Origin of the sequence: Chitinophaga sp. NPDC101104, from assembly GCF_050277495.1 — a bacterium.
GTDB lineage: Bacteria > Bacteroidota > Bacteroidia > Chitinophagales > Chitinophagaceae > Chitinophaga.
This window is the reverse complement of record NZ_JBNNSF010000001.1, coordinates 4,557,100-4,574,353: the sequence shown is the minus strand read 5'-3', so window position 1 is coordinate 4,574,353 and position 17,254 is coordinate 4,557,100. Positions and strand designations below refer to the sequence as shown.

At 53.8% G+C, this 17,254-nt stretch carries 17 protein-coding genes; 6 read left to right on the top strand and 11 right to left on the bottom strand.

The window, feature by feature from the left end:
* The first annotated feature begins 314 nt into the window (after positions 1-314).
* The 6 genes from ACQKLP_RS18480 to ACQKLP_RS18455 all read left to right on the top strand — a co-directional run bounded on the left by ACQKLP_RS18480 (position 315) and on the right by ACQKLP_RS18455 (position 7,047).
* Positions 315-2,780 carry a TonB-dependent receptor domain-containing protein gene (locus ACQKLP_RS18480; protein WP_427324349.1) on the top strand — a complete coding sequence of 822 codons (2,466 nt, stop codon included), beginning with the start codon at positions 315-317 and terminating at the stop codon, positions 2,778-2,780.
* A gap of 157 nt (positions 2,781-2,937) precedes the next feature.
* Positions 2,938-3,504, top strand: coding sequence for an RNA polymerase sigma factor (locus tag ACQKLP_RS18475; RefSeq protein WP_427324347.1), 567 nt, complete (start codon positions 2,938-2,940; stop codon positions 3,502-3,504).
* Entirely contained in the window at positions 3,501-4,043 is a 543-nt protein-coding gene (locus ACQKLP_RS18470; protein ID WP_427324345.1) for a hypothetical protein, read from the top strand. The genes ACQKLP_RS18475 and ACQKLP_RS18470 overlap by 4 nt, the downstream gene beginning before the upstream one ends.
* On the top strand, positions 4,033-5,100 hold the full coding sequence (locus tag ACQKLP_RS18465) for a hypothetical protein (protein WP_427324344.1): 1,068 nt from the start codon (positions 4,033-4,035) through the stop codon (positions 5,098-5,100). The genes ACQKLP_RS18470 and ACQKLP_RS18465 overlap by 11 nt, the downstream gene beginning before the upstream one ends.
* A gap of 35 nt (positions 5,101-5,135) precedes the next feature.
* Positions 5,136-5,858, top strand: a complete 723-nt coding sequence (locus ACQKLP_RS18460) for a head GIN domain-containing protein (protein ID WP_427324343.1) — start codon at positions 5,136-5,138, stop codon at positions 5,856-5,858.
* Between the two features lie 40 nt (positions 5,859-5,898).
* The gene (locus tag ACQKLP_RS18455; RefSeq protein ID WP_427324342.1) at positions 5,899-7,047 is read left to right on the top strand and encodes a C1 family peptidase; all 1,149 of its coding nucleotides are present in this window, start codon (positions 5,899-5,901) and stop codon (positions 7,045-7,047) included.
* Positions 7,048-7,095: 48 nt separating this feature from the next.
* On the opposite strand, the gene ACQKLP_RS18450 is transcribed toward ACQKLP_RS18455, so the two are convergent.
* From ACQKLP_RS18450 to ACQKLP_RS18400, 11 genes are all read right to left on the bottom strand, one after another.
* Positions 7,096-7,326 carry a helix-turn-helix transcriptional regulator gene (locus ACQKLP_RS18450; RefSeq protein WP_341840533.1) on the bottom strand — a complete coding sequence of 77 codons (231 nt, stop codon included), beginning with the start codon at positions 7,324-7,326 and terminating at the stop codon, positions 7,096-7,098.
* A gap of 156 nt (positions 7,327-7,482) precedes the next feature.
* Positions 7,483-7,752 (bottom strand): acylphosphatase, encoded by a 270-nt coding sequence (locus ACQKLP_RS18445; RefSeq protein ID WP_427324341.1) that lies wholly within the window; start codon positions 7,750-7,752, stop codon positions 7,483-7,485.
* A 47-nt stretch (positions 7,753-7,799) separates the two neighbouring features.
* Entirely contained in the window at positions 7,800-8,096 is a 297-nt protein-coding gene (locus tag ACQKLP_RS18440; RefSeq protein WP_427324340.1) for a hypothetical protein, read from the bottom strand.
* Between the two features lie 1,538 nt (positions 8,097-9,634).
* Complete coding sequence (locus ACQKLP_RS18435; RefSeq protein WP_427324339.1) at positions 9,635-10,222, bottom strand: 2'-5' RNA ligase family protein; 588 nt, start codon at positions 10,220-10,222, stop codon at positions 9,635-9,637.
* Positions 10,223-10,408: 186 nt separating this feature from the next.
* On the bottom strand, positions 10,409-11,167 hold the full coding sequence (gene tpiA / locus ACQKLP_RS18430) for a triose-phosphate isomerase (protein WP_427324338.1): 759 nt from the start codon (positions 11,165-11,167) through the stop codon (positions 10,409-10,411).
* 42 nt (positions 11,168-11,209) lie between these two features.
* Positions 11,210-12,376: a putative sugar nucleotidyl transferase gene (locus ACQKLP_RS18425; protein ID WP_427324337.1), complete on the bottom strand. Its 1,167-nt coding sequence runs from the start codon at positions 12,374-12,376 to the stop codon at positions 11,210-11,212.
* A gap of 70 nt (positions 12,377-12,446) precedes the next feature.
* The gene (locus ACQKLP_RS18420; protein WP_126248846.1) at positions 12,447-12,701 is read right to left on the bottom strand and encodes a type B 50S ribosomal protein L31; all 255 of its coding nucleotides are present in this window, start codon (positions 12,699-12,701) and stop codon (positions 12,447-12,449) included.
* Positions 12,702-12,765: 64 nt separating this feature from the next.
* Positions 12,766-13,257, bottom strand: coding sequence for a YajQ family cyclic di-GMP-binding protein (locus ACQKLP_RS18415; protein WP_427324335.1), 492 nt, complete (start codon positions 13,255-13,257; stop codon positions 12,766-12,768).
* 132 nt (positions 13,258-13,389) lie between these two features.
* The gene (locus tag ACQKLP_RS18410; protein WP_427324334.1) at positions 13,390-15,810 is read right to left on the bottom strand and encodes a M56 family metallopeptidase; all 2,421 of its coding nucleotides are present in this window, start codon (positions 15,808-15,810) and stop codon (positions 13,390-13,392) included.
* Positions 15,811-15,817: 7 nt separating this feature from the next.
* On the bottom strand, positions 15,818-16,255 hold the full coding sequence (locus ACQKLP_RS18405) for a BlaI/MecI/CopY family transcriptional regulator (protein ID WP_427324333.1): 438 nt from the start codon (positions 16,253-16,255) through the stop codon (positions 15,818-15,820).
* A 37-nt stretch (positions 16,256-16,292) separates the two neighbouring features.
* A complete protein-coding gene (locus tag ACQKLP_RS18400) occupies positions 16,293-17,195 on the bottom strand; it encodes a sterol desaturase family protein (protein WP_427324332.1) in 903 nt (300 codons plus the stop codon).
* Between the last annotated feature and the right edge of the window lie 59 nt (positions 17,196-17,254).

The following is a 17,254-nucleotide window of genomic DNA, read 5'->3' as shown; positions in this document are numbered from 1 at the left end:
AGCAAAGTATTCGTTCTGGCGATGAGATTGACTTTTTTCCTGCTGACCGCAGCTTTCCTGATTTTTTCAAAATGTTTGTAACCAATCCCATTACGGGTCGTCTTTCTCATAGTAACAGCAAACCAGTTTGCAGGTTTCCCAAACTGTTTCCTCCGATTTTACCAATCATCACTTTCTAATGACCACTTATGTATAATTATGTACTATGCAAAACATACTACCTACCTTAGCACTGTAGTTGATAAAGAAAGGAACTACTCAAACAAAGGTTCTAATCAATCTACAGTTCTAAATCCATCTATAATCCGCCTTATATGAAATCGTTTTACAAAGTGTTGATCCTCAGTGGCCTCCTGGCCGGAACCATCACTTCCGTCCATGCCCAATCCCAAAACGGCGCTTCTTCGAAAGGGGAGATCGCCGGTAAAGTGACCCGTACCACGAACGCTCCCGTAGAATTCGCCACCGTAACCCTCCTCCGCGCTAAAGACTCCGTACTCGTTAAAGGCGTGCTGGCCGACATCGCCGGTAAATATGCCTTCGAAGGTGTGCCCGGCGGCAGGTACATCGTGGCGGCAGCCAATATGGGGCTGAAGAAAGGATATTCCCAGCCTTTCACCCTCAACGGGTCCCCCGTCAACCTCCCCGCCATCGTGCTGGGAGAAGACACCCGCAACCTCAAAGCGGTGGACGTAACCGGCAAAAGGCCTTTCATCGAGCAGAAAGCCGATAAAATGGTCGTGAATGTCGAAAACTCCATCGTGGCCGCAGGCGGCACCGCGCTCGAAGTGCTCCAGCAATCGCCCGGCATCCAGGTGGATAAGGACGATAACATTTCCATGCGCGGCAAAAACGGCGTCATCATTATGATCGACGGTAAAGTATCGAACATGTCTCCCCAGGATATTGCCATGTTGCTCAAAAACATGCCCAGCTCCAACATCGACCAGTTGGAACTGATCGCCAATCCTTCCGCCAAATACGATGCAGCGGGCAATGCCGGGATCATTAATATCAAGCTGAAGAAAAACAGCAACTATGGCACCAACGGCAGTGTGAACCTGGGCTACAACCAGGGCACACTGCCCAAGGCCAACGCAGGCATCAACCTCAACTACCGCAGCAAAAAGGTGAACCTGTACGGCTCTTACAACTACAGCTACAACCGCAACTACGAGTTCCTCAAAATACTCCGCGATAACAAAGAAGCTTCCGGCCGCAGCGTGTTCGACCAGGTTTCCAATATCGACAAGGAATCCGCATACCAGGGCGGTAAAATCGGGCTCGACTATTTCCTGAACAAGCACCACACCCTGGGCGTGATGGTGGATGTCGCAGGCCATAACTGGACCGGCGACGGTATCGCCACCACCAATATCGGCGATGGCGTAAAACTGGATTCCGTCCTCTACACGAAAACGGACAACGAACAACGCTGGAGGCGCCAATCCTACAACTTCAACTACAAAGGCAAGCTCGACACCACCGGCAAAGAGCTCAACATCGACCTCGATTATTCCCGCAACACGGAAAAGAGCGAAAACATACTCTATTCCACGTATAAAAATGCGACAGACGAAGCCATGCTGCGCCAGGACGCAACCCGCGCCCACCAGCCCGGCATCATCAATATCAAAACCTTCAAACTGGACTATACGCATCCGCTGCGCCACAACGACAAGTTCGAGGCAGGGGTGAAGTTCAGCTGGGTGGATTCCGATAACAATTCCCGCTTCGATTCGCTTCGCAAAGGTGGTTGGGTATACGACGCCAATCGTTCCAACTACTTCATTTACAAGGAAAACGTAAACGCCGCCTATATCAATTACAGCCGCCAGTTCAAAAAACTCGGTGTGCAGGCGGGGCTCCGGGCCGAGCAATCCAACGTCACCGGCACATCGGTCACCATCAAGAAAGTGAACGATACCACGTATCTCAACTTCTTCCCGAGCGTGTTTTTCAGCTACAACGCGAGCAAAGACCACCAGTGGGGCGTGTCTTACAGCCGCCGCCTCCAGCGCCCCAGCTACGACGACCTGAACCCTTTCGAGTTCTACATCGACCGGTACACGAAAGGCGCGGGCAACCCGAACCTCCGGCCGCAGTTCTCCAACAACTTCGACCTTACTTACACCTTCAAGTCGTTCCTGACCGCGGCTGTCGGCTACAGCCATACGAAAGATATGCTGTCGCGCATCCTGGAACCTTCGGTAGACGAAGCCACGGGCGATACCACGATCGTTACGTATAAATATATGAACGTGGCCAAGAAAGACAACATCAACTTCAACCTGTCGGCCCCTTACCAGATCACCAAATGGTGGAAAACGTTCACGACGGTATCGGTTTTCTACAACCGTTTCCAGACCGAGGTGAAGGGTGAGGAGCTGGACCGCAGTTCCGGCGGCTTCTTCGGCAACACTCAACATACTTTTACCCTGGGCAAAGGCTATACGGCTGAAGCTGCTTTCTGGTACAATTCCCGCCAGGTGGCCGGCGAAGGGCTCTTCGAGATGGAACCGATGTACGCGCTGAACCTGGGTTTGCAGAAACAGGTCCTTAAAAAGAAGGGTACTATCAAACTGAACGTGCAAGACGTTTTCCAGACGCAGCGCTTCCGCGGCCAGTACCACATCACGAACCGCGACCTGTCGCTCAAAACCGGCTGGGACAGCCGCCAGGTGCGCCTTAGCTTCAACTACCGCTTTGGCAACAGCAACGTAAAAGAGGCCCGCAACCGCAAAACCGGCCTCGAAGACGAGCAAAACCGGGTGAAGTAGGCAATCAACTCCGACCTAATCATGTTTTAGGTATATAAGGATGGAAAGAACGCGGCCCTTCTGGGTCGCGTTCGCTTTTATATCCGCGTGGTTTTCAGTATATTGAAAAAAAGATCCCGGCCCCGTGCAACCTTCCTGACGACACACCGTCTTTTATATGAATTTACACTCGAAACGCTTGGAACAAATGCCTGTAACAGACCAGCTCATGGCCAGATGCCGCAAGGGTGACGCCCGTGCGTTCCATGACCTGTATCATGCATATTCAAGGGCGATGTATAATATTTGCCTCCGGATGACGGGCCACCAGGCCGACGCGGAAGATGTGCTGCAGGAGGCGTTCGTACAGATCTTTAAAAATTTGGACAACCTGGCTTCAGACACCAGTCTCACCGCATGGATCAAGCGGATCGTCGTCAACCACTGCCTCAGTTACCTCCGGAAAAAGAAAGTGTATTTCGAGGAAGTGGAAGACCAGGAGTGGAAGCAGGAAGAGGGGATAGACGAAACCGAGCATACGCTGACGGTAGCCGCCGTGAAAGACGCCATCGGCCAACTGCCGGCGGGATACAGAACGGTACTGAACCTGTATATTTTCGAGGATTACAGTCACCGCGAAATCGCCGGACTGCTCAATATCTCGGAATCGACCGTCAAAACCCAATATATGCGGGCGAAGGAAAAAGTCCGCCAGATCGTGAAACTTAAATCGAAGCAGATATGAACCTGGAAGAGTTTATCCGGCAGAACAGGAGCGGATTTGAGGAAGAAGGGCCGGGTCCGGGCGTCTGGGCCGCGCTGGAAAAACAGCTGCCGCAGCCGAAAAAAGAGCGGGGCAGGGTAGTGGCCATGATAGCCCGGCATTGGTGGAAAGCCGCCATACTCGTGGCTTTGATCGCTAACGCCGGCCTGCTGGTGAAGTATTTGAACACCCGGCAACCGGTAGCGGTCGTGATCCCGGAAATCAGGGAAATGGAAACGTATTATTCTGCGCGCATCGAACAGAAACTGGAAACGCTCAAACAGCTCCCCGCCGCGGAAACGGGGCTCGACAGCCTGACCATGAAAGAGCTCGAACTGCGCAACGATACTTATAAAATGCTGGAAAAGGAACTGGCCGCCAATCCCGGGAACGAACGCGTTCGCGCGGCCATGATCCGGTACTACCAGATGAAGCTCGAGCTCCTGGACAAGATCCTCGATGAGCAGAACAAATACACAAACGATTCTACTTCAACTTCAACTCAAAAACATGTTCTCTAAATCTACCATACTTTTTCTTTTACTCTGTCCCTTTTTCGCATTCGCCGCGAAAGGCGATGAGGAACATAAGGTCGTCATCGTCAAGGAATTCAACGTAAGCGCCAATTCCAGCGTCAACGTCAACACCAAATACGGTAAGGTGACGGTGTATATCTGGGACAAGCCCGTCTGCAAAGCCACCATTACCGTTACCGGCTTCGGGAAAGACCAGGAGCAGGCGCAGCGGATGACCGAAACGATCGATGTGAAAGCCATGGAATCGGGGAACAGCGTCAATATCACGGCCTCGTCCAACCCGGGTTCCCGCTGGTTCAGCAACAAGAAAGACAATAAGGATTACGTCAATATCGACATCGATGTATATGTGCCCTCGAAACTGAAAGCGATGAACATCGACAGCAATTTCGGGGACGTGATCGCCCGGAAGCTGCCTTTCCCTTCCAACCTGAAAGTGAACTACGGTTTCATCGATGTGGCGGAAGCGGGCAAACTCTTTCTCAGCATCAATTACACCAACAAAGCCCGTATCGGCAAAACGGACGTGCTGACCGTGCAGGCTTCCTATTCGTCGCTGAACTGTGAAAGCGCCAACGAAGTGAACTGCTCGTCCAACTACGGCAGCTACAACTTCGGTAATGTGGGCGAGATGAAAGTACAATCCAATTACGACGAGCTGAAATTCAGGAACATCGGGAACCTGGTGCTCAGGGCGAATTATACCGATGTGAAGATGGAAGGGCTGGGCTCCAGCGCCATCATCAGTGCCAACTACGGCAATGTCCGGGTCCGGAAGATCGACAAGAACTTCAAATCCCTGAATGCCGACGTCAATTACACAGATATCCGGCTGGGCGTGCAATCGGGTACACCGTTCCGGATGCGTGCCGAGATCAAGAACGGGAATTTCAGTGCCGACGGCTTTGTGTTCAAGCACGTCAGCGAAAACCGCAACAAAGGAAACCTCTCCTATTCCGCCATAACATCCAACGCCGGCGAAGCATCTCCGCTCATTTCCGTGAACGGTAAACATTGCGACGTCAAAGTTGAAGAGGATTAATCCAATTTGTCCATCAACACAAAATCATGACCCAAATGAAAAAATTTGTCGCGCTCTTCGGAGCGGCCCTCCTGACCTTTGCCCTTACCGCAACGGCGCAACGCACCAAAGTTACCGGCAACGGTAACATGAAAAAAGAAACCCGTACCGTTTCCCAATCGTACACCGAGCTTGGCGTTTCCGGCCAGTTCAATGTGCTGATACGGCAGGGGAGCAAGGCTTCCATCGAAATCGAGGCAGACGAGAACATCCTGCCGCTGATCGAACTGGAATTCAAGTCGAACGAGCTCCAGATCCGCTACAAGCAGCACACCGACGTGCGGCCCAGCAAGCAGGTGAACGTATGGATCACCAATCCCGAGATCGCCGAACTGGCCGGTAGCGGTAAAGTGACCTTCAAATCCGACGGCAAACTGAAAGGCGACAAGCTGGAAGTGGCCCTGAGCGGCATCGGCGAAGCCGACCTCGATGTCGATTACGAAAAGCTCGAAGTAGCCATGAGCGGCAACGGTAAAGTAAGGCTCGCCGGCAAGGCAGACAAAACCGAAGTAGCGATTTCCGGTTCCGCCGACGTGGATGCGCCCGGGATGACGGCCCAGGAAGCGGAAATAGCCATTTCCGGTTCGGGCAAAGCTTTCGTGAACGTGAGCAAAAAACTCGAGATCGCCATTTCCGGCAGCGGGAGCGTGCGGTACAAGGGCAATGCGATCGTAGAGCAGTCGGTTTCCGGCAGCGGGCGCGTTTCTCATGAAAACTGATCCGGCTTTCGTATTTTAGCGTTAAATACCCATGCTGCTTATGAGACTACAAATTTTGACGGGTGTTGCGCTGGTAGCAGGATTGGCCGCCGCCGCACAGGAAACGCCCCGGAGTATCGCCAATCCGCCCGCACAGGAGCTGACCGTGATCAAAAACAACGCTGCCACGGCCGTGAAGAGCCAGGGCATGACGGGTACCTGCTGGTGTTTCAGCACGGTGTCGCTCATCGAAAGCCAGTGCATGAAAGCTGGCGCCGACGCGAAGCCCGACCTGTCTGAAATGTTCGTGGTGCGGAATGTATACCTGATGAAAGCCCGCAACTACGTGAAGCGCCAGGGCGCCGCGCAGTTCGGGGAAGGGGGCCTGGGGCACGATGTGCTCATTGCCGCCGGGAACTACGGTCTCATGCCGGAATCGGTGTACAGCGGGAAACTGCCCGGTCAGAGCGAGCTGAACCACAGCAAGATGGCCGATACCCTGAAACAGTTCCTGGACACGCTGCTGGCCCGCCGGCCGATAGATCCGAAGTGGGAGCAGGGCTTCACCGCGCTGATGGACCATTACATGGGCCAGGCGCCGCCCGCGAAATTCGAGTATAACGGTAAAACATACACGCCGCAGGAATACGCGACGAAAGTCGTGAAGTTCAGTCCGGCCGATTATGTAAGCCTTACCTCGTTCACGCATCATCCTTACTATACTTCTTTCGTGCTGGAACTGCCTGATAACCATGCCAACGGCAGCTTCTACAACGTGGCCCTCAACGAGTTGATCGGTGCTACCTGGAATGCCGTGCAGAAAGGATATACGGTGATGTGGGATGCGGACGTGAGCAATCGTGGGTTTGCGCACAACGGCGGTTATGCCCTGAGCCCGAAGTACGATAGCCTGATGGACCGCAAGCAGCCCAACCCGGCCATTCCGGAAGTAGACGTTACGCCGGAGTACCGCCAGGAGCTGTTCGAGAAACTGGTTACGCAAGACGATCACCTGATGCACATCACGGGGATCGGGAAAGGGGAGGGCGATAAACGCTTTTTCATTGTGAAGAATTCCTGGGGAACGGGGTCCAAATTCGATGGTTACCTGTATGTTTCCGAGCCTTACTTTGCGGTGAACACGATCAATGTGATCGTTCCGAAAGCTGCGCTGGATAAGGAACTGATGAAGAAATTACATATACTCTGATTGGGGTGTATCATGCAACTTGAAAGCAGGACGATCGTCCTGCTTTTTTTATGTTTTGCGGTCGGCCAGCAGTTCGAGGATCGCTACTTCGAGCGCGTCTGCCAGTTGCGACAGTGTGCGAAGGGTGACGTTTATCTCACCGTTTTCCATACGGGAAATATCTGCATTGTCGACGTTGCAACGTGCAGAGAGCTCGCGTTGGCTAAAGCCTCTTTCCTTTCTGATCCGGCGGAGGTTGGTGCCGAAAAGGCGCAATATATCCGGGGCCTGGGTTGACATTTTTTAGTTTGCTTCCTAAAGGTTCAAGATCATCGAATTATTTCTTTTTTCCGCTGGGCAGTGGCCCAACGGGAGCAAAAAACATTTCGACAGGTTGCTGTAACTCTTGCGGGTAAAGAGTTGTAGAGAATGTGAATGAGGAAGCAATACGAAAAATCAATGCAGGATACTGAAGTCTTTAAAGTGCTGCAATGGTCCGTCGGTGATGTCGAGCCCGGTGACTTTGGCGCCTGAGGGGCCGATGCGGCACCAGCTGATAAATTCGTCCATCGCGTCTTTTGGCCCTTCCGCAACGATCCATACATGGCCGTCGGGCAGGTTTTTGACTGCGCCGGTGAGGCCCATTCCTACGGCGACGGACCGGGTGGTGGCCCTGAAGTAAACGCCCTGTACCATTCCTTTGACTACGATTTCTTTGTGCAACATAACTACGGGATCGATTTTATAAATAACAATATCGTTTGCGGGGTGGTTTACCCGGCGGCGATGGTGGCTTTCAGCTCCGGGATGCCGGAGGCTGCGAGTGTCCGTCCGCCGGGGTAGAAGATAAAGAAACGGGCCAGGCCGGTTTCAGGATCTTCTACCATGTGGATCTGTATGTATTTGGATGGATGAAAGTAAAAGTATTCGGTGACAGGCGGTTCTACGCTTCTGCGGAGCATTTCCAGCTGAAAGCCGGCGCGGCTGAGCCAGGAAAAGACGGTTTGCTCTGCGGATGAGGGCAGATGGCCTGGTGGTTTGTAAGTCGGTTTGATCGGTACCCATTCCATGAGATAATAAATTTACATGGGACAATTGATCCAACTGTGGGGTTTTAACCCAACGGCCGGAAATTTCCTGATTGATACTGTTTCGTTTACGGACGAGCGGGCGCCCGGGTTGCCGGGCGGAGCTGCGGAAAGCTGCCTTCCGGCAGGATTTCAGCGGCGCGGCGCCAGCTACTGAGGGCCTGTCTGGGCCCAATAGTACTACGGAGCCATGACGAAGCCTGGAATCGGCCGTATCCGGCAAAATCAAGGCATGTCTGGAGGCGCTTTGGTACTGCAAATACCCATGCAAGCCCAGGAACCCGCCGTACGAGGCAAACCAAAGCATGTCCGGAGGCGCTTTGGTACTACAAGCGTCCATGCAAGCCCGCGAACCCGCTGTACGAGGCAAGCCAAGGCATGTCCGGAGGTGCTTTGGTACTACAAGCATCCATGCAAGCCCGCGAACCCGCTGTACGAGGCAAGCCAAGGCATGTCCGAGGCGCTTTGGTACTGCAAATACCCATGCAAGCCCGCCGTACGAGGCAAACCAAGGCATGTCCGGAGGCGCTTTGGTACTTCAAGCACTCATGCAAGCCCAAGAACCATCCGTCCCCAGCAAACCAAGGCATGTCTGGAGACGCTTTGGCATTACAAGCACTTATGCAAACCCATGAACAGCCGTATCCTGCAAATCAAGGCATGTCTGGAGGCGCTTTGGTACTACAAGCACTCATGCAAGCCCATGAACCATCCGTCCCCAGCAAACCAAGGCATGTCCGGAGGCGCTTTGGTACTACAAGCACTCATGCAAGCCCAAGAACCATCCGTCCCCAGCAAACCAAGGCATGTCCGGAGGCGCTTTGGTACTACAAGCACTCATGCAAACCCAAGAACCATCCGTCCCCAGCAAACCAAGGCATGTCCGGAGGCGCTTTGGTACTGCAAGCACCCATGCAAACCCAGGAACAGCCATTCCCGGCAAACCAGGGCATGTCTGAAGGCGCCATAAGCCCCATGGGGAACCAAGCCATACCAAAGAGCCCACAGTATCCGGGAACACGCATATCAAGCGCACCCCGGGGCGCACGGGCCCGTGAATCCCGGCAGATCTTCCGGCAACCGGCCCATCGCATTGACGACGATGAACTGGCACCGGCATATCAGCCGATGATCCCATTTTCCATATATTACCGGTGCATGCCAATAGCATGCGAATGCAAGGGTTCGTTTCCTGAATCGGATGGGTCGTAAGTAGATGGGTAGGGTAGAAGGGGCCGGGTGATAAACGCCCGACCCGTAACTAAATGATACTGACTCTAAAAAATATCTTTAACATCAATATTTTCCGCAGTAACACCTTCTACAGCAATATTTTGAAGGACCGCCTTTCGACGAGCCTTTTTGTTTCTTAGTCGATTTTTAGTCGTTTCAGTTGTATCCGGTTATTACCGGTTGTCTTTCAGCTATTTATAGTCGTTCGACAGTTGTTTGAATATCCTTCATTACCAGCAATTGCGCGGTCATATCGGTCATATCCTTTACAATACTTTTGCATGGCATCAGGCAGCACGGTGAAACAGCGGATTGCTCGAAGGGACTTCCTTGCCGAACGTGAACTCACGGACCAGTTCGTACCGGTCACTACCAGCCGCACGTTTCATCAAACTGAAACTGTGGCAATGGAAACTGCGGACAAACACCTTACCCGACAGATAGGGCGACAACTGCGTGAACTGATGCGGCTGCAACGACCGCGCCAGCGCGATATGCGGACGATAAGACGCCGGCTCCAGCTCGAAGGCGGTCAGCACTTTTTTGTGCAGGTCTTCCAGCGGCTTCGGATTGGCCACGTTCACATAAAACATATGCCGGCCGTTCGATTGACGGGCATGGTCGATCCGGGAGGTATACACCGTAAAGGCCGATTGATTCGCCACCAGCCCCTCCAGCATCGTCACGAACACCTGCTCGTAACGCTCCGGAAATTCCGACCTGAAAAGCGCAATGTGCGCCTGCGTAAACGAACCGGGAGCCGATCCCAATTCCTCCGCGATCAAATGCTTGTACATGCTCACGTCCTGGACCGTTTGCGCGTCCGGATGCACCACCAGCATGTAATCATGTAATACTTCCTGTTCCTGTTCCATGTCATTATGATTTTGCAATCATCAATTCGAAATAACCGTTATCATGTACAGCAGCGTGATAACAGCTCCTCCTTTCACAATACAAATATAGGAAGAAAAATGGCAAATACTAAAAAAGTTAGCAAAAAATACTAAAAAAAATGGCTGAAAGGCATAAGCCCCTCAGCCACCATATCTTATAAATTATTACAAGCTCTTGATGATCGCGGTAAAGTCTGCCGCCACCAGCGACGCACCGCCGATCAGGCCGCCATCCACGTCGGGAGAAGCAAACAGCTCCGCCGCATTAGAAGGCTTCGCACTGCCGCCATACAGGATCGACAGCCCCAAAGCCGCTTCCCGTCCGTATTTCGCGGCGATCTGCGCGCGGATGAAAGCATGCATGTCTTGCGCCTGCTGCGCGCTGGCCGTCAAACCCGTGCCAATGGCCCAGATCGGCTCATACGCGATCACGATGTTCTTCAACGCTTCCGCATCCAGGTGATAAAGGCTTTCCTCCAGCTGCTTCGCCACGTACGCGTTCTGCGTTTCGGCCTGGCGCACTTCCAGCGGCTCGCCGCAGCAGAAAATGGGCTTCAGTCCGTTCGCCAGCACCTGGTCGATCTTTTTCGCCAGCTGCGCGTTCGTTTCATTGAAATATTCCCGGCGCTCGGAGTGGCCGAGGATCACGTAGTCGATACCTACGGAAGCCAGCATGGCTGCAGACACCTCGCCGGTATATGCGCCCGATTTCTCGCTGGCGCAGTTCTGCGCAGCCACGAAAATGCCGGGATAGTTACGGGTGAGCTGTTTCACCTTCTGTACATACGGAAAAGGCGGGGCAATCACCACAGCCTGGCCTTCGGGTAAGTTGATGCCGGCGGCCAGGATGTCGTTCACCAGTTGCTCGCCTTCTGCGAGGGTCAGGTTCATCTTCCAGTTGCCTGCTACGATCTTCTTTCTCATGATTTTACGATGCTTTTGATAAGTGGCGCGAAAAATACGCATTTATCCCCGAAATATCCGGGTCAGAATTTCCCGGTCGGCCTCCTGCAGCCCGGCGCCCTTCAACCGCATCCAGGCGTCCGCGTCGCGGAGCGCCTCTTCCAGCCGGTACCTGTCCGTCAACCCCGCACCGCCCCAACTGAAGGAGGGCAGGTATTTGGGCGGAAAATTCCCGCCGAACACGTTGCAGCTCACGCCTACGACCGTCCCAGTATTGAACATGGTATTAATGCCGCATCTGCTGAAATCGCCCATCAGCACACCGCATTTGGTGCCCGCAGACCAGTACTCCTGCTTCGCTTCCATCCATATCCGCACTTCGCGGGCATTGTTCTTCATGTTGGAACAGCTGGTATTGGCGCCCAGGTTGCACCATTCGCCGATCACCGCATCGCCCAGGTAGCCGTCGTGCCCCTTGTTCGAATGGGCGAAAAACACGGTATTCTTGATTTCCCCGCCGGCCACGCACCGCGGCCCCAGCGTAGTGGCGCCGTAAATACGGCTCCCCATCTTCAGCACGGCGCCCTCGCCCATGGCGAAAGGCCCCCGCACCAGGTTCCCTTCCATGATCTCGGCGTTTTTGCCGATATAAATGGGCCCGGTAGCAGCGTTCAGCACGCTGCATTCCACCCTGGCGCCGGGTTCCAGAAAAATCTGCTCCGGGTTCACCACCTGGTTGGTCGGGGAAACCGGGGCCGATTTCCGGCCCTTCGTCAGCACCGCGAAATCGTCGCGCAGGGCGGCGTCGTTATGCTGCACAATGTCCCAGGGCCGGTCTACCCGCCGGATGTCTCCCTCGAATTCGAGCCGCACCAGCGTAGCGGGCGCAAAGAAATCGTCGCCGCTGATGAGCTTGGCCAGCAATCTGCCGTTCTTGTACAGTTCCTGCCCCGGCTCCATGGCCGAAATGGTGCCGACGAGGTCGGCGGATGGGAGGAGGTGCCCGTTCAACAGGACGGTAACCGTGCCTGGCGGGGCTTTCTGCAAGGGGAACTTCGCCTGGAGGTATTCAGCGGTAAAACTGCTGAGCGGCCCGGTTTCGAGCCATTTTTCCCACTTTTCCCGAATGGTGAGGATACCCGTGCGGATGTCCCCGACGGGCCGGGTGTGGGTGAAGGGGTAGAGTTCGTCACGCTCGGGCGTATCAAACAGGATGTAATGACGGTCCATATACCGGCTAAAATAAAAAAATCCCGCCGAATGCTCTCGGCGGGACCAGTAAAAATATGCTGAAATAGCCTTATTTGGCGTCTTTCTTGTAACGTTTGTTGAATTTGTCGATACGGCCTGCAGTATCCACCAGCACGTTCTTACCGGTATAGAACGGGTGAGAAGTGTTGGAGATCTCCAGCTTGATCAGCGGATACTCGTTCCCGTCTTCCCAGGTGATGGTTTCGCGGGTGGGAGTAGTGGATTTGCTCAGAAAGCTGTCCCCGTTGGACATGTCTTTAAACACTACGAATCTATAATTTTCCGGATGAATTCCCTGTTTCATATCAATAAGTTAATAAATACAGAGCGCAAAGGTAGCGCAATATTTTAAATAAGCAAAGAAAAATTTAGCTTTTCATATTCACGTACTGGAGGGGGATACCCAGGTTGGATTCGCGCATTTTCTGGATAACGTCCTGTAAATCATCGATTTTCTTGCCGGTTACGCGAACGATGTCGTCCATGATGGCGGCCTGTACCTTCAGCCCGGAATCCTTGATCAGTTTCACGATTTTCTTGGCATCGTCCTGTTTGATGCCGTTGCGGACGGGCACTTCCTTCTTCACCACCTTTCCGCTCACGTAATGATCCTTGCTGAGGTCGTAAATCTCGGCGGCGAGGCCCTGGCGCATGCTCCGGCTGATCAGCACGTCTACCACCTGGGAGAGTTTCATATCGGTTTCCACTTCCAGCTTCAAGGTCATTTCCTTCTTGTCCAGGTCGATTTCCACCGGCGAGCCCTTAAAATCGTACCGGTTGTTGATTTCCTTTTTAACGGTATTGATGGCGTTGTCCAGCGTCTGGAGGTCAACTTTGCTCACGATATCGAAAGACGGCATATCTGCGGGTTTTTGAATAATGAATAAACGAGGGGCAAATATAAGAAAAAACCGCCACCGGAACCGGCAGCGGGAATTTGCATTAGAATGGCGGAGAATGGTTACATGAGTGGGTAAAGAGCCTCCCTGCGCTTAATTTTCGTTATCCCGCGCATGGATATGGAGGTTCGTTTTATCCCCTTTAATAGTAACGTTATCGTTTTTGAGATATTGCTTGTATTTGTTTTTTATGTCGTCTGCCTGTTTTTTACCATTGATGAAAAGGTCTTCCCCCTTCTTTTCGATGTTGTACCCGGATTCCCGGTCGATGAGTTTGTCGGCCTCCATGGCTTTCAGCAGATCGTTGTACACGCGGGTGGTGGCCCTGTTTTTCTCGGTCAGTTCACGGGATGCTTCGGCGTCGAAGCGGGCGCGTTCGTGGTTTTTGACGGCGCGCTCGTGCTCGCGGGCGGCGCGTTGCTGGTCGCGCACGGCTGCTTCGGCGGCAAAACGCTGGTCCCTGACGATTTTATGATGCTCGGCGAGCGCACGGTCGGACTCCGCCCGGGCTTCCGCCTGGAAGCGGGCCACATCGCGTTGATATTTCAACTGTTCGGCTTTGAAACGGGTTTGATCGTTCCGGTATTTCTGCGCTTCCTTGCGGTATTTCAGTTCTTCTTTTTTCAGTTGCTCGATGGCCTTGTTGATTTCCTGCTGCTGCTTTTTCCAGTCGATCTTCTTCAGATTCTTCTGCGTGTCCCTGATGACCTTTTCCCAGTCTTCCTTTTTCAGGTTTTTGCGGACGTTCTCGTCGAGGTTTTCCCATTTCATATCCGACAAGGCATCGAGGTTGCCCTGGAGTTTGGACAAATCGAGGTTTTGGAGCGTCTTGAGGGCGTTGGCCTGCATGAGCTTGATATCGGCGTCGTTGAAGCGGAAGCTGGAATCGAACTTCAGATCGAAATGCTTGTCGAATTTGAAGTCCTCGTTGAATTTGAAGTTGAAGTTCCGGTTCTGGTTCTGCAGCTGGATGTAGCTTTCTTCGAACTGTTTCCGTTCTTCGGCAGACATATCGTCTATCGAATTATAGGTTTTCTGGTTGCCGTTTTTGTCGATGATCTTGATACGGCCACCGGGAACAACTGTATCGCCGGGGGAGTAAAAGGTCACCTGTCCACCGCGCCTGTCGAACACGATCCCGTTACCGCCGGATGTGTAAAACATTGGCGTAGGGGGTGTGGGCGGCATGGCGGGAGCGGGCGGCATGGGCGGAACGGGAGGTACCGGGCCGGCGAACGCCAGGGGTGCGGGTGCGGATGCGGGCGGAATGGGGGCGGAAGGAGGGGCTGGCGGAACGGGAGGAACGGGCAGTTCGGGTTCCGTGATGAAATCGGGCACGATCGTGTCTGCGGGGCAAAGGTCGCTGACGGCGGCCGGAGCGGGCGAAGATGAAGGTGCTGAAGCTGAAGCGATCGCCGGTTTAGGTTTGGGAGCGGCAGCGGCGGTGGTTTCCGCCTTCTTTTCCTTTTTGTTGCGCTTGCTGTCGGGCGTCAGCCAGGCGATGGAGACCAGGCCGGTGACGATGATCAGGAGCGCCAGGAATCGCTGGCTATAGTTGAGATGTTTTGTTTTCATTTCCATGATGCGTTTGATGCGATGAAATAAATGTTGCCGGTCATGCGCGGCAGCCATTGCCATCGGGTTCACGGTAAGGCGGAATTCTTCCAGTGCCACCAGGGCTTTGGCGTAGTGCATGGGCTGAACTGTGCTGGCGAGCACGAGGTCGTCGCAGCAATGTTCGCGTTCCAGGCGGATGTTGCGGGAAATCCACCATACGAACGGGTTGAAGAAAAGGATCGTTTCTACAATGGATTGGAAGATATTCAGGAGATAATCGTTGCGTTTGATGTGGGCGAGCTCATGCAGGAGGATGGCCTCCAGCTGCTCGGGGCTCAGATTGTTGACCATGGCCGTAGGGAGGAGGATCACCGGTTTCATGAACCCGATCATCACCGGCACCTGCAGATGCCTGGAAATGAAGAGCCCTACCTTTTTCCCGATGCCCATCCTGCGGGCGAGGGCAGCGAGATGTTCTTCCCAAACGGGGCCCAGTTGCGTCAACCCCTGGCGGCGCAGCGTTTTCAGCTGTGCGAGGTCGATGCAAAGGCGTATGGTCATCACCGTTACTCCCACCACGTAAATACCGACCAGCAGGGGGAAGTACGCTTCCATTCCCGGGAGCGCGGCTTTCAGGCCCTCAGCGGGCGCCGGTGCGCTGGCGAAAGCCATGGGTACGTGGGCCGGCAGGGCACTCATCCCGCCGTTCACCGCTACCATCGTTTCGGAAGCTTCCCGGATCGATCCCAACTGCGTGGCAAACGTGGCGCCGAACCATCCTGCGATACCTGTCAAAGACAAAAAGGAGAGATGGTATTTGATGGACGGGCCGGCCTGTGGCCAGAGCCACAGCACGATGCGCAGGCTGAGAAAGACGCAGCAACCCTGCCAGAACGAGTGCAGGATCGTCCAGCCGAAGGCCTGGATAAGGTCGGTAAAAGGAAGTAACGAGTGCATAAAACAATTATTTCGACTGTTTTTGATCGATTTCGTTCAGGTATTCACGAATGCGGTCGAGTTCCTCCTGCGAGGAGCGATGGCCACCGAGGGCCTGCATAACCAGTTGTGACGCAGAACCGGAAAAAACCGTGTCGATCATCTTTTTCAGCAACTGCGCCTGTGTTTCTTCCTTGGGAATGGCAGCTTCATAAATGTGCGTCTTTGCGCTTGCATCCCGCTGCAGCAAGCCCTTGTCGTGCATGATCTGCATCAGCTTGAGGGTAGTGGTGTAACCCGCTTCCTTCTGCTTCTCCAGTATCTCATGCACTTCCCTCACCGTGCTGGCTCCGCGCTCCCAGAGGATCGTAAGGATTTCCAGCTCGCTTTCGGTTGGACGTACATTCTTGTTATTAGCCTTGTTTTCCATGATTTCTCTCCTTTGTACGAATTTCTTCGTAATCAAATGTACGATAGTTTTCGTAAATGCAAAATATCCATGATCATTTTTGGATGAGCGGCAGGTTTTGGGCAGAAGGGGAGGACGTATCGAGTGACCGGCGGAGGGCCCTGGCCGTTTTCCCGTTTCCGTCCACATCCCATCCCGGCGCCCCGAAAACGTACATCCACGCTTCCTTCCAGGTGCGCGCCCGGCGGAGGTCGCGCCCGATGGCCGCCCATTCGTGTGTGGCGATGCGGAGGGGATTATAGGTATCGATATTGACCGTCAACCCATACACCGGCCTTTCTTCCTCGGGCTGGAAGGTGCCGAACAGCCGGTCCCATATAATCAGGACGCCGCCATGATTGCGGTCGAGGTATTTGATCTCGGAAGAATGGTGCACGCGGTGGTGCGACGGGGTGTTCAAAACGAACTCCAGCGGCCGGGGGAGCCTCCGGATGGCTTCGGTATGGATCCAGAACTGGTACAGCAGGCTGATGGATTGCATGGCCATGATCATGGCGGGGTGGAAACCGGCCAGGGGCATCCATATCCAGAAGAGGAAAGCCCCGCTCAGGTTGCCCGTCCACGTCTGGCGGAGCGCGGTGGCCAGATTGTAGCGGCGGCTGGAGTGGTGCACCACATGCGAAGCCCAGAAATACCGGATCTCATGGCTGCAACGGTGGAACCAGTAATAAGTGAGATCGTCCGCGAAGAAACATACGATCCAGACCCACCAGACCGTGGCGTCGAGCGTAAAAAGGCGGAATTCGTATGCGAAACTGTAAATGAGGTAGATGACGGCCTTGGTGAACAGCCCGATGATGACGTTCCCCAGGCCCATGGCGATGCTGCTGGCGGCGTCTTTCGTTTCGTAGAGGTCCCGCTTTTCGACCGCCGAAAAAACGACTTCCGCGGTGATGAGCAGGATAAAACCAGGTATGGCGAAATGTATCAACTCCATAAAAAACGGATCATCTTTAACGGTAAGGGAGGTGTGCGCGGTTTATTCCTTTTGCCAAA

What these genes read in the sequence shown, in the direction of transcription:
- tpiA (WP_427324338.1), bottom strand. Translation starts at nt 11,167, where the DNA reads ATGAGAAAGAAGATCGTAGCAGGCAACTGGAAGATGAACCTGACCCTC.
- ACQKLP_RS18465 (WP_427324344.1), top strand. Translation starts at nt 4,033, where the DNA reads ATGTTCTCTAAATCTACCATACTTTTTCTTTTACTCTGTCCCTTTTTC.
- ACQKLP_RS18460 (WP_427324343.1), top strand. Translation starts at nt 5,136, where the DNA reads ATGAAAAAATTTGTCGCGCTCTTCGGAGCGGCCCTCCTGACCTTTGCC.
- ACQKLP_RS18445 (WP_427324341.1), bottom strand. Translation starts at nt 7,752, where the DNA reads ATGTTGCACAAAGAAATCGTAGTCAAAGGAATGGTACAGGGCGTTTAC.
- ACQKLP_RS18410 (WP_427324334.1), bottom strand. Translation starts at nt 15,810, where the DNA reads ATGCACTCGTTACTTCCTTTTACCGACCTTATCCAGGCCTTCGGCTGG.
- ACQKLP_RS18400 (WP_427324332.1), bottom strand. Translation starts at nt 17,195, where the DNA reads ATGGAGTTGATACATTTCGCCATACCTGGTTTTATCCTGCTCATCACC.
- ACQKLP_RS18425 (WP_427324337.1), bottom strand. Translation starts at nt 12,376, where the DNA reads ATGGACCGTCATTACATCCTGTTTGATACGCCCGAGCGTGACGAACTC.
- ACQKLP_RS18420 (WP_126248846.1), bottom strand. Translation starts at nt 12,701, where the DNA reads ATGAAACAGGGAATTCATCCGGAAAATTATAGATTCGTAGTGTTTAAA.
- ACQKLP_RS18415 (WP_427324335.1), bottom strand. Translation starts at nt 13,257, where the DNA reads ATGCCGTCTTTCGATATCGTGAGCAAAGTTGACCTCCAGACGCTGGAC.
- ACQKLP_RS18480 (WP_427324349.1), top strand. Translation starts at nt 315, where the DNA reads ATGAAATCGTTTTACAAAGTGTTGATCCTCAGTGGCCTCCTGGCCGGA.
- ACQKLP_RS18475 (WP_427324347.1), top strand. Translation starts at nt 2,938, where the DNA reads ATGAATTTACACTCGAAACGCTTGGAACAAATGCCTGTAACAGACCAG.
- ACQKLP_RS18450 (WP_341840533.1), bottom strand. Translation starts at nt 7,326, where the DNA reads ATGTCAACCCAGGCCCCGGATATATTGCGCCTTTTCGGCACCAACCTC.
- ACQKLP_RS18470 (WP_427324345.1), top strand. Translation starts at nt 3,501, where the DNA reads ATGAACCTGGAAGAGTTTATCCGGCAGAACAGGAGCGGATTTGAGGAA.
- ACQKLP_RS18440 (WP_427324340.1), bottom strand. Translation starts at nt 8,096, where the DNA reads ATGGAATGGGTACCGATCAAACCGACTTACAAACCACCAGGCCATCTG.
- ACQKLP_RS18435 (WP_427324339.1), bottom strand. Translation starts at nt 10,222, where the DNA reads ATGGAACAGGAACAGGAAGTATTACATGATTACATGCTGGTGGTGCAT.
- ACQKLP_RS18455 (WP_427324342.1), top strand. Translation starts at nt 5,899, where the DNA reads ATGAGACTACAAATTTTGACGGGTGTTGCGCTGGTAGCAGGATTGGCC.